Below are 12,561 nucleotides of genomic sequence, written 5' to 3'. Positions count from 1 at the left end.
GCTAATCGGATGTTTTGATCGGGTGATTGAGAGGGTCGATGACTGGGGAGAATGCTGTGGGGGGAGTGGGCTTATAGTTGTTTGGTTGGCAGGTTTGTAGTGGGTCAACTAAACCCGATCACTGAGTTGTCAGCGATCGAGCCATCTTGGAAACGCTGACTCAAGCGCTCAAGCCAGCGGATTCTGACCCAACTGTAGGCAACGGAGCAAGGCACCGAGGCTTCTGTAGGACGTGTACTCGTTCCGCAACACGATCCGGTTTTTTACTTCATCCGGCTTGGTATTGCCCGACATCACCCCATAACTATCCCTGTCTCCATGAACCGCAAGGACAGACTATGACCAACTCAACCGAAACCGCCATCCTTGCCGGCGGCTGCTTCTGGGGCATGCAAGATTTGTTGCGACGCTACCCCGGCGTGCTGCATACGCGAGTCGGCTACACCGGTGGCGAAGTACCGAACGCCACCTACCGCAACCACGGCAACCATGCCGAAGCGATTGAGATCGTGTTTGACCCGGCGGTGATCAGCTACCGGCAGATTCTTGAGTTCTTTTTCCAGATCCATGACCCGAGCACGCCTAACCGGCAGGGCAATGATCTTGGTCCGAGCTATCGTTCGGCGATTTACTACCTGAGCGAACAGCAAAGGGATATTGCCGAAGATACTGCGGCTGACGTGGACGCCTCCAAGCTGTGGCCGGGGCGTGTGGTCACACAAATCGAGCCCGCCAGCGAGTTCTGGGAAGCGGAGCCGGAGCATCAGGATTATCTGGAGCGGATACCGAACGGGTATACCTGCCACTTCATCCGGCCGAACTGGAAGTTGCCCAAGCGGGCTTGAACCTGAATCTCACCGGGAAAGGCTGGGATAGGGGAGAGCGCAAAGGCTGAACTGTATCTGAGAGATATCACCCAGAAACACAAAAGCCGCGCAATGCGCGGCTTTCAAAGGTGGTGGGCCCACACGGACTCGAACCGTGGACCAAAGGATTATGAGTTGCTGGGCGACCGGGTATGCCTAGAGAAATCGTGCGCAGATGAACGTAGGTCGGCATAGCTGGAGGCCCCGTCTTTACAGGTGTTGAACGTAATTTTGAGAAATTTTCTCAAGCTGAGGACTGTACTGTGATTGTACTGAATCTGCACCGAGGTTCTGCCCCGTACGGTGATCACCCTAGTGCGGACTTTTGGACGGCAGGTGATCCCTATGGGGTGGAGACTTTCTAGCACAGGGAATTGCTGGTGGGACTTGGTTGTGAGGTGGCGCAGGGCTAGGGTGTTTCCGGCCGATAGTCGGGTTAGTCTAGGTGTACTCAAACCTGCACCGATGGGTATTACAGCGCTAGACATCGCCGTGTTTGCCCGCTAGCGGTCCTGGAATACCGGCTGGTGTGTGCGGTGGAACTGATCGTTGGCATACACCCTAAGCCGCTCCAGCCATTCCTCGGCGCACGTGCGCGAAACCCCCTGCGCACGGGCGGCTTCCAGCAACAGGGCGTACTCGGTTCGTAAGGTGGTCGGAATTACGCCAGGATCGTCGGTGTTCACAGTTACCCGTATCGGTCCCCGACGCAGCCCGAACCGATTGTACCGTGCGCCCTGTTCCAGCACGCTTTCGTCAGGCGGGTTCCAGCGAAAAATAGGGTGGTCCTCGTAGCGGCGTATTCGCGCGATATACACGTTGGAGCTGGGGTTGGTCTCGAATATCACACCGCGCTGGTCATACTCGTCGATCAGCCAGTCCTGAAGGGCCTCCATCAGTTCAAGGTCGTCTTCGGTTTCGTAGTCATGCAGCAGTTGCAGATGGGCGTCATGATGAGGTAACAGATAGTCGATTGTCGCATGAGGGCGCACACTGACCCGTACTGTCATTGGCTTGCCGCTGCCATGCTTGATGTGTGTCGAGCGACGCCAGTAGAGCAGCTCAGGGGTGGGGTCGGCATGGCTACCATTGAGCTTGTCGAAATCAATAGCCGAAAGCAGCGTCAGATCCGGAACTGCGGCAAGTACCTTTGCATCTTTCATGCGGTTGCTGCGGTATCCTTCCAACATATGGAAGCAGTTGCGCCTTAACCTCCAGCCGTCGTGCAAGGTGTGCGGGCTTATAAAGCGGGCCGCTGAGGTGGTGGTTGGAGTTTTCTTGTGTGTGTTGGGGTAGAACGCATTCAGGTAGTTTGTCCCGACCCACGGAACCTGGGCTGCGAACTGCGCAATGCGACGCTCCAGGCGTGGCAAGACCTTGTTGGCCAGTGGTAGGCGCGGCGCCAGTAGTGTCGCGTTGTGCCAGAGCCATACCAGGTTGTCCAGGTGCTCATCGACCGGCAACAGCATGTCGCCCTGGTTTTCGCACCAAGTACGCGGGGATACACCCAATGCCAAGGCGTGGCCGATGCGATCACCGTGGCGCATTTCGCAGAAGCGGACAGTTTCATCGATATGGCGCATACCCGATAACGGGTGGGCATAGTCTTCGCCGGTATGGATGCTTAAATGAAAGCCACTGTGCGCGCCAGCTTTGCGCACGTTGGGCTGCAAGCCCGAACGAAGCCAGCGCAGCATGGGGGCATAGATCTCATTGCGGGTCTTGTTTTCGTCACCCGCAACATCGAGGCCACGAACCCAGGCATCCGGTTCGAAGTAAAAATCCGGGCTTAGATACCCAGCTAGGAACGTGGGATCAGACCAGCCAGTCTGTTGACTGAGTTTCTGAAAAAGGTTTTCACCCTCGAGCCAAAGTTGACTGCGATTTTTCAGGTGTTCGGTGCGGCGCAGGAAATGCACGCAGAAATGCCAGCGCTCCATCTGGGCCTTGACGCGGACGGCTTGTTTCGGACTTACCTGTTTCAGAAACGGCACACTATTCAGGCCGTGATGGCGATTGATTGCCAGGGCCCAGCCACGAATACTCTCGGGGTTAAACACTTGCTCGCTGATCTTGATTTCGGCGACGTCGTCGGCACCTTGAAATAGTTTTCGCACGCTGCCTTGTGCAAAGGAGCTACGTTGTTTCGGCGTGTGAGATTTCGAGCCCGACGCCGAGGCAAATTTCCCGTATATACCGGAGAACCGCGAGAGGCCTTGGCCGTCCATGATCAGTTGACGACGCTTGGTCATCAATGCCGATATCAGAAAGAAGATGCTCATCCGCAACGTGGGCGGGGCGACGTCAGACTGGTACTGAGTCCAGAGCCATATCAATAGCCAGAGCCATGCCTTGTCCAGGTCTCCGAGGGTAACCGCGAGGGCAATCTGGCGCTTGAGCCAGTTTGGTTTGCGTATATCGTCTTCACAAACCTGCAGATGGGCCAGGCTGGACCAGTCGAGTATTGTCACGGGGTTTGTCATGTGTTGGTTGCCAAGGGCACGACGGCAGAGGCTCAGGATGTGTACCTGCTGGGATTTGCCAACGGTTCCTCGGGAAGGCCATTCACTGAGTAAGGCGTGCGTGAGCCGATGTAGTGGGGCGAAGTCTTCCATACCTGGTTCATTGGCTAGCTGGTTCATCAGGATGATGCCGTCGAAATGAATACCGCCCAGATGGACATGACCTTCAGCAAATGGTTTGTTGCTAATTGGAGGGGGGCTGAACAAAGGTTGCTGGGCCTGCACAATGCGACAGATATCGCCAGCATTAAGCCCAGCAGATTTTTTGAACTGCTTTGCCAGATGCCACGCTACTACTGCGCTGGGGTCCAGTTTCGCGCACAGACTGGCATAGTCCCGCAGACGCTCCGGACGATAGTGGATGTAGTCCCCATTGCACAGGAACAGATCTTCGAATAGGGCATCCAGAGGCTTAATGTCCGGGGTTCGCAACAGCGTTGGTGGCAACGCATGCGCCGCCGCGCTGGCCAAGTCGTTCAAGCGAAAGCGGCCATGGTGGCGCTGGTCGATTTCGTTCGCCAAGTGTTGCAGATAAACTTTGTGGCGCTTGTCGAATTCGCCGAGCCGCTCGGGGGCTTGAGGTGATAGCAGATCTTCACACAGTTGGTCGACCAAGGCCTGGCTTGAAAGCAGGCTCGCAACAGTTAGCTCAAGCAGGGATTGCTCAAGCATCTCAATTATCCTCAGTCACGCGCTTCATGAGGAAGGAGAAGTGTTTGCTCTTGAGTAATGTTTCCTTCGTGAGGTCGTTCTTCAGGCCTTCCTCAATTATTTCAGATAGATCTTTTTTAGTAACGATTATGCTTTCGATCTCATCATCAATTCGCCCTTTGACGTTGAAGTGCTTCTTGATAATTGCGGTCACTTTGCGTCCTTCACTCGCATAGAAAGGCGCGTTGGAAGTGTGCAATTTTTTGCTGGACATCTCACTGACTTGCTGATGAACGGTTTCAATAAGGACCCTCAGCGGGTGCGATGCTAAAGCGTGAGTGTAGGAGTGAGTTTCTCGTCCGAATGAGCGATTGCCGGAGCGATGCATAAAGGGCGATATATTCTGCCGGTAAAGGTCACTGTTCTCAAAACTTTCGCCCTCACCGACGTTTACATTAGCGATAACATATGGCATGCCAAAAATCTCGCCTTTTTCGAGCATTGCGAACGCACTCCAAAGACTGCGATAGGCACGTCTGGAAACATCGATAAGGTATGAGTGATCTTCTTTGGCCGAGCTCTGGTTAACCTTTAACGGTTTATTGAAGTACCAAGCTTGTTTGAAATAGCGATTCATTACGTTAAATACCAGCCAGCTAGATAGTAACTGCTGGTCAATATGCTCGTTGCGTCGCCATTCATTTATTCGTATGGTCAGGTCGGCAATTGCAGAGTCATAATCGGTTTCAACATCGGTTTCTGTCGGTGCTGTTTCCAGCTCACTGTCCTCCGTGCCAGCGATAGCTGGCAGGGAATAGAACGGAGGTCGAGCCACTATATGAGATATGTCCCGCGGATCTAGATCCCTGACCAAGCTAGCTATGACCAGTTCAAACAATCTTCCGCAATATATCAAACTGGCTTTTTTATTTTCGTTGTAAAAGCTTCGATGGAGCATGAGATCAATGAGCAGTTGAGTGTCTTCTGTAAAGGCAAGAGAGTTTCTAGTCTTGGTAGCGAAGCCGACTTCTGGCAGCGTATAAGGAAAGTCTTCGTTAAATGGTAGATCCTTTACCAAATTGTAGGGTGCTCTTTCATATAGCTCGCTACCATCAATCTGTTGTTTGCTCACAGGAAAGGATTCGGCAGTTTCTTTAGACACAAGTCGGGGCTTAAACAACGTGGTGTCGAACAAATCAGCTAGTTTTAAGCTGGGATTTTTTATCAGTCGCGCAAAATGCAGGTCAGCGGCCAAGACCAAGTATTCGGCGGTTCTTCTGTATTCATGGCGTAGATGGCTTAATAATACGCCCTTGCAGTCAAGAATCATCGCATGCCAATAGGCCAGGTGCTGTGCCTCCACGTCTTGTCGTGGGTTTAGGAAATCCGTATAGGCTCGATTGCGTGCGGTCTCTCGTTGACTTTTCCCAAGCAAATTTTGCGCCTTTTGGTAGTCATCGGAGAATTGCTCTATACGGAATGCTGCACCGGCGGGCATGAATATCAGACGCTGTAGGGTATGCTCACTCAATGCGCCCGACTTGAGGCTGACGAGGAACTCGTGGAGCTTGGGAATCTGATGTTTTAAAGAAAATATGAGTTGGGTCAGCTCGCGAACCGTATCGACTGAAATCCACAACCGATGCCCTTCTACGCAATTGGTCCGGTCATTCAGCAATGCGTCAATCCAACGCCAGAATGTGTGGAGTGAAAAGTAGTCTGCCTCGCCGTTGCAAAGCACAATGTCTTTGCGCTTTATGTAGCTGCTGGTAGAAGGCATTTTTCGCCGTAGTTGCAGTGGCATTACCTTACGCTGGTACTCTGTTGCCAGCTCCTTAGCTTTAATAACCGCAACCTCCGAGTTGGCGCTACTATCTTTAGTAATCTTCGAATGAAAATCACGCCAAGTTACTTCGTGGTAAAGCGACAGATCGCCACTGATTATAGGTTGCGCAAAAGGAGAGGTAAGGTAACGCCGAACCACTTCCAGATTTTCGAAAGCCCGGTTCATCGAAGTGTCGACATCATCGATTGGCAATACCAGCAACTTCTTATCGACTAGATCCAACGCTTTCTTGAACAGGATATGAACTTGCTGCATCAGGTCATGGCTGCCCATGAACGCCCGCAATTTGTCTAGGCCGTACTTATCCCTCTGCGACTGCAGGTTTTCCAGCGTGTTGCCCAATACCTGTAGCTGATGATGGAACGCTTCTGCTTTGTGGTCAGCACAGCTGAGCGCACGAGCAATAGCTTTGTCGCGAATTACCGCTGCAACAATAACGTTCAAGAACAGGTCATCAGTATCTTCGAGCAGGGTTGGGTCAACCGGTTTGAGGATATGGACTTGATTTTCCAGTTCTGGGTGCTCACGCTCGAGATACAACTTCAGATTGACCAGCACCGAGCTTTTGCCAGCACCGCGCTTGCCATCAATCAGGATTGCGCTATGAGAACGATACAGGTCGACATCGTCATCATTGTCTGGCTGATTATTCAGGCTCTCTGCCAGCAGGGTGGCGAGATCATGGTAGATTTCGCGTGCCAGCAGTGTGCTTGCATCCTTTTGAGCGGCCTGCTCCTTCTGCTCGATGGGGAGACGTATGATTGATTTATCTGCGCTTCGTGCGTTGAACACCAATACATTCCTAGTAAGGCGCCGAATGCCGGGATCAAGTGATCAAGGCGCGTGTCGTCCCCAGGGGACGGGCGGCGGGTGGATTCAGGCATGCTACTGCTGCCCTAAGCTGCCCGCAACAGATCAATAGGGTCAGTAGTAACTACTTTTGCGCGCTAAAGGGCTAGCGTTGTCTGGCACAAGGATGGCTCCCATGGCTTACTTCGCCCCTGTTTTCCCGCCTTCGCCCAGCCCGTGATCCCGCGTGGTAGTAATCCTTCCTTCTTTCCACTCCGTTTACGTTACGAAAACTCTCCGTTAGCGAGCCTGGCCTTGCTGGTGGTGCCTCGTCGTCTACTCGCAGGCCGTCGAGCGGGGATATTCGCTTATCCTATCCACATGACTGTTCATTCATACAGTATTAAGATAAAATACCCTAAATGATGCATAAAAATCGAAATTCATGCATATTATGGCGATATTGTGGGTAGGAGGCGTAATGGAACACTTTTCAATCGTTTTGGCGGTCTGCCGTGCTGCTATGCAAACTCCCAATCCTGCTATTGAGAACCATTTGCGCAGGCTGGCGAAGGCGCTGGAGAAGGATGGCCAAGGAGCCCAGGCGCAAGGATTGGCGAAGCTGCTTCAGGCCCCAGGCAAAAGTGTCGAAATTCAACCAAGTCGAGTTGTGTTATCGCTTGCCTCTATGGGGGGAGAGTTACTCACTCCTAGCGTCAAGGCTCCTGTAGATAGGGAAACAAGTGCCCCCTTAGCCGAGATAATATTTCCGGATTTTGTGCGACCAGTCGTACCGATATTTGATACTGGGCTTTCAGGCAGCGTCGATGGTCTTTTAGATGAGTGGCGGAACATAGACCGGCTGAAGGTCGCAGGGGTCAAGCCAGCGCTATCATTGATGATGTTTGGTGCCCCGGGGACGGGCAAGACTCTATTGGCTCACCATATGGCTAAAGAACTAGGCTATCCATTAGTGGTCGCACGACTTGATGGCTTGGTCTCTTCATTTTTAGGAACTACGGCTAGAAATATTTCTAACCTTTTTACATTCGCTAATCGCTATAAATGCATACTTCTTCTTGATGAGTTTGATGCTGTAGCGAAACTTAGAGATGATCCAAACGAGCTTGGAGAATTAAAGCGAGTTGTCAATACATTGCTTCAGTGCCTCGATGAAAGAAGCTCGATAGGGTTTACGGTAGCTATTACAAATCATGAGTCGCTACTTGATCCTGCCGTATGGCGTAGATTTGATATTAGGATAGAAGTTCCTAAGCCTAATTGGGATGCACGCGTTCAGATTTTAAAGTCTCAGTTTTCTGGCGGCATGAAAATATCAGCTGTCCAGCTATTGTTCTTGGCCTGGGTTTCAAAAGGATATAGCGGGTCTGATATTGAAAAGCTATCGGATTTTGTTAAGCGAAGATTTGCCATACTGGCGGACAAATATGAGTTTATTGAATCTGTCAGGAAGTATGTTCAATTAAGTGCTCAGGTGTTGGAAAGCGAAAATAGAGACTTAGTAATAGGGCGGTCGGAAGACTTAGCGTATGCGTTAGCCCATGATGCTGAGATAACTATGCCGCAGGACAAACTGGCTGAGTTGTTCAGTCGAACCCAGTCAACAATAAGCCGCTGGGTTCGGAAAGAAAAAACGCAGGGAGGTGTTCGTAATGGCAAATAATCCGGTTCAAATTGTGTTGAACTCTCAGCACTATGTACAGCATGTTGAAGTCAATCCAGGGGGGAGTAACACCGATTTTTACGCTGGTAAGGACGCAGCCTTCATTGCTCATAAGGCGGAACTCGCTAGTGCCATTTTGGCATTGATGCCGTTTTCAAATCAGGTAACTTTGGTCTATGCCCATGTTGAGCTTCAAGAGAGTGCATGGGCAAAATCTCACAGACCTAACAGGGTGATGTTCCCCTTTAGTAAAATACGTTCTCTGAGTGGTAATGAACTCGGAACTGTGATAGTTGAGCTTAACTCATCCGAGTTAGATGCTTTGCGGAAAAAGGTTCTGAGTGCAGAAGACGAAACCAACTGGGTTTTTGACGAAGATAAAAATAAAATGATCGCGAAGCCTACTAGGCTTCGTAGTGAAGTCGGGGCTGTCAAGAGAATTAGAATATATGATGACGCGGATAGGCGTAAATTCTCAATAGAGCAGGCGGCTAAGTGGTTATCTGATCCTCGAACCGGGAGTGCTTATTATGTGGAGAGTTTTGCTTCTGATGCCTCCAAAGAGAAGCCCTCTTTAGCTCGCGCTGTCACCTTAGCTAACCGGAACGTTGATGACTTTAAAAGCGGGTTATTGTCCTTACGTTTATCGATAGAAATTACTCAGGTGAGAGCTGAGTGGACACCAAATGCACTATTTGTAATTCGTCTGAAGGATAAGTCGGATACTAGTTTGGCTGCACACCAAAAGCTTGTAAGTTACATGGATTCACATTCTGCTGTTCGAGCTATACTCCTGCCTCCTATCTTGCAGTCGGCAAAAATGGGGACGGATGAGGTTGAAATGAGTAGTTTTCCACAAGTGGGTGAGTTAACAAACTACCCAGTGGTGGGCATTATTGATACAGGTGTCAGTCGCCTAGATTGTTTGGAACCTTGGCGACTAGGTGAGGTGGACTTTATAGATGAATCCCTTCAGGATAACTCGCATGGAACATTTATTGCCGGGCTCGTTTCTGGTAGTAAACATTTAAATGATGGGCAGGAATTCGACGAGATTGATTGTAAATATTATGACCTCGGGCTCCATCCTACATCGAATTACGATTTTTATTACCCTCGTGGGTTTCTAGACTTTTTGGAGCAGCTGGACTCTGAGCTCTCCACGGCTATAGCCGCAGGCGTCCGAATTTTTAATATGAGCCTTTCTGTCACTCTTCCAGTGGAAGATAGGCGGTATAGTTTGTTTGCAAATATATTAGATCAGATAGCTGATCAGCATGATATTATTTTCGTTTTACCATCTGGAAACCTGGATGGAGAAACGCTTAGAGGCCATTGGCCTGATGGGCCGGACAATTGCTTGAAGTTCTTGGCTGAGTATAGCTCTCAGGGCCGAGATAAGATTTTTCAACCCGCAGATAGCGTGCGCTCTATTACGGTTGGTGCGTTAGACCCAGCTTGCATTAAAGGCGAGTTAAAACCGTCCAGATACTCGCGTCGCGGTCCAGGCCCATCTTTGGGCGCTAAGCCTGATGTTGCACACATAGGTGGCAGCTATGATAACGGGCACGGCCTTTTTTCTTTAACTCCAAGGGGTGGAATTGCAGGCAACTGTGGTACTAGTTTTGCGTCGCCTCTAGTTGCGAAAACGCTAGCAGTGCTCGACCACTCAATAGAGGGGTATACCCCTAGAGAGACACTAGCAGCTCTTCTACTTCATAACTCAATTGTTCCGAAATGGCTTACCCACAAAAAGCTTAGTAAGATTGCAAAGGACTTTGTCGGGGCGGGAATTCCTGCTTCAGCATTGCCAAGCTTGGTTATTGATGACAGTGAGATTACGCTTGTATTTAACGGGGTTTTGAATCAGCGGCAAGAGTTGACTTTTGATTTTTCGTGGCCCGCCTGTTTGGTAAAAAATGGAAATTGCTCAGGGAAAGTTAAAATAACCACAGTCTATAGGCCGCCAACTGATCGTGATTTTGGGGCTGAATTTGTTCTTGTCAACGTTGATACTTGGTTGCGTCAAGAGACCTTAGATAAAAAAACCGGTGAAATGGTTTTTAAAAACAAGCTTAAGAATGACGCAGATAAAAGTATTGAAAAAGAGCGAATTGCGCAAGGTGTTAAATGGTGGCCGGTCAAACGATTTGAGCAGAAATTTCGAGGCGTTGGCACGTCCTCTCGGTGGAGGTTAGTGTTGGAGTCGCTGTGTCGAAGTGGTTATGACTTCCCTGTTGAGGGAATTCCGTTTTCAACAATAATCACTATTAGTGACCCTGGAAATAGTGGGAAGGTGTTCAACGAAATGCGGCAGCAGCTTCAGGCTGATGGTGTTGAACTTTCTGATATAAGAACGGCGGTTAACTCTCGTCTACGCCCTGGATCTAAGTAATTCATGAAAGCTCTCTAAAATATAACTCGAGTTGAGTTTAGAGTGGAGGGCCGTTAGAGAAGTAGGTGCGGTGGCCTGCCAAGGCATTGGTGAAGAATGCCTTGGCAGTACTGATAGGCTGTTTTCGAATTAGCCAGATTTGCTTGTGGCACCCTCGGAAGATTGCTCAGTTTCTTCGGCAGAAGTGTTTGCGCTGCGGGAAGGCTCCTCTATGCTTCGATCGCGTTCGCTTATTGTTCTATGCATGCGAGTTCGATCTAAATGGCTAAGTAATGTTTGGATCAATGCATCTCTACTCTGACGCGTACTGACGCTTAAACCAATTAACTTGGCTAAGGCACGAACGTTCTCCCCGCTTTTAAAAAAACTGTCGACCTCCATCGAGTTTTGAACTTCTTCTAGGGACGCATGCCTTAACCAATTAGAAAGTTCATTCAGCTTTGCTTTATCTAACTGCTCTACTTGAGCTTTTCGCCTAGGCGTTTCAGTGCGTTTTTCGAGATTTTGAGATTTAAGTTTGGTAAGGTCACTTAGTATATGATGGATGTCCTTGTCATCGTACATGTCAAGCAGGGTAGCGGTTTGGCGCAACATTTTAGATAGTTCGTTAGCCTTCATGCTTCCTCCTTAGACACGCGAAATAAATTCGGCAGTTACCCTTTCCAGGGCTTCGGCTTGTTTTTGTCCGTTTGCCTTAGCCTTGGGAAAGTGGTCATAGCTGTAGACGGTCATATTATTATCGGCAGCGGTAGATATGCCATCACCATCAGTTACATAATTTTCGAACACTAAATTTGGATGTTGTGTCTTCATCAAGTTGATCGTGGTGTCATGCGTTTGTTTGGGGCCGCCGCCGTACTCATCTACCATATTGAAAATAATTCCTTTTAATTCGGCATCTGCATAAGTTGCGTCGATTCCTGAATATCCTATCATTTGGCTGAAGTTTTTGTTCAAGCGATCCATTTCAGTTCGAATCAACGAGATACCGACTGTTGAGAGGAAGTCTGGTATGGCTGGGATTACATATGAGTCACTGGCAAAGAAGGAATTTTGTGTTACGAGATTTATATTTGGTGGGCAGTCTAGGATGATATAGTCATATTGATCCGCGACTTGATCTAAAGCGTTTTGGATAATGGATAGTTTGTCTATCTCGTACCGTGTTTCTTCTTGGTGAGTAGTTCCACTTTTCTTTTCGCGAGCTAGTCGCATATCTACCAATACTAAGTCGTGATGGGAAGGCAAAAGGTCAACGTCTACCCATATTTTTCCAGGGCTCGCAGTAATCGGCTTTTTTATGATTGCTTTTGTTGTGTCGAAAGTCTCCCCTTTAAAATAGGAATCAAATAGATTCTTCAAAGTGGGTTTTTTCTTGTCGTAAACGTGATCGATATATTTTGATACGCCTAAGGCGAGATAGGATAAGTTGCACTGCGGATCCAAGTCTACCAGAAGTACTCTAGCCCGCGACTCTGGATTCGAGAACTTCATAGCTCCGACGCCTAAGTGTAACGACAAGGTAGACTTTCCAACTCCACCTTTCCAATTAATCATACTGATGACTTTAGGCATATTCACTTCCCATGTGTTTTGGTTTAAATGTCTGCTCGGACATTTTCTAGTCCATCTTTACGATGGGTAGCGTTAGGCTACTACAGTTAATTCAGTGTGCCTACAGGAGATATCCATATTCGTCTACCGGCCGATACCATGATTGTCGGGTGCAGGGCTCTGTAGCCGTCCTCTACGAGGAAACGTTTGAGGCCTACTCGGCTCGATGGTACTGAAACATCTCTATAGACGGT

7 protein-coding genes are annotated in these 12,561 nt (G+C 49.3%); 3 read left to right on the top strand and 4 right to left on the bottom strand.

Features of this window, described 5'->3' with window-relative positions; all coding sequences use genetic code 11:
* Positions 1–338 precede the first annotated feature (338 nt).
* On the top strand, positions 339–845 hold the full coding sequence (gene msrA / locus RYC17_RS18985; protein ID WP_117140223.1) for a peptide-methionine (S)-S-oxide reductase MsrA: 507 nt from the start codon (positions 339–341) through the stop codon (positions 843–845).
* Positions 846–1,369: 524 nt separating this feature from the next.
* Here the strand turns inward: msrA and rdrB are convergent.
* Both rdrB and rdrA read right to left on the bottom strand, forming a co-directional pair.
* The gene (gene rdrB, locus RYC17_RS18980) at positions 1,370–4,060 is read right to left on the bottom strand and encodes an antiviral RADAR system adenosine deaminase RdrB (protein ID WP_316904084.1); all 2,691 of its coding nucleotides are present in this window, start codon (positions 4,058–4,060) and stop codon (positions 1,370–1,372) included.
* A 1-nt stretch (position 4,061) separates the two neighbouring features.
* Positions 4,062–6,677: an antiviral RADAR system adenosine triphosphatase RdrA gene (rdrA, locus tag RYC17_RS18975; protein ID WP_316904082.1), complete on the bottom strand. Its 2,616-nt coding sequence runs from the start codon at positions 6,675–6,677 to the stop codon at positions 4,062–4,064.
* 478 nt (positions 6,678–7,155) lie between these two features.
* Here rdrA and RYC17_RS18970 point away from each other — a divergent pair, with 478 nt between their 5' ends.
* A complete protein-coding gene (locus RYC17_RS18970; RefSeq protein ID WP_316904080.1) occupies positions 7,156–8,358 on the top strand; it encodes an AAA family ATPase in 1,203 nt (400 codons plus the stop codon).
* Positions 8,348–10,753, top strand: a complete 2,406-nt coding sequence (locus RYC17_RS18965) for a S8 family peptidase (protein ID WP_316904077.1) — start codon at positions 8,348–8,350, stop codon at positions 10,751–10,753. Before RYC17_RS18970 ends, RYC17_RS18965 begins: the two co-directional genes overlap by 11 nt.
* 129 nt (positions 10,754–10,882) lie before the next feature.
* On the opposite strand, the gene RYC17_RS18960 is transcribed toward RYC17_RS18965, so the two are convergent.
* Entirely contained in the window at positions 10,883–11,371 is a 489-nt protein-coding gene (locus RYC17_RS18960; protein ID WP_316904076.1) for a hypothetical protein, read from the bottom strand.
* A gap of 9 nt (positions 11,372–11,380) precedes the next feature.
* Complete coding sequence (locus RYC17_RS18955; protein ID WP_032883886.1) at positions 11,381–12,328, bottom strand: ParA family protein; 948 nt, start codon at positions 12,326–12,328, stop codon at positions 11,381–11,383.
* Positions 12,329–12,561: the final 233 nt, after the last annotated feature.

It is taken from the genome of Pseudomonas syringae group sp. J248-6 (assembly GCF_032586995.1).
Taxonomy (GTDB): Bacteria; Pseudomonadota; Gammaproteobacteria; order Pseudomonadales; family Pseudomonadaceae; genus Aquipseudomonas; species Aquipseudomonas amygdali.
The sequence above is the reverse complement of the archived record's forward strand: the minus strand, read 5'-3'. Positions and strand labels throughout refer to the sequence as shown.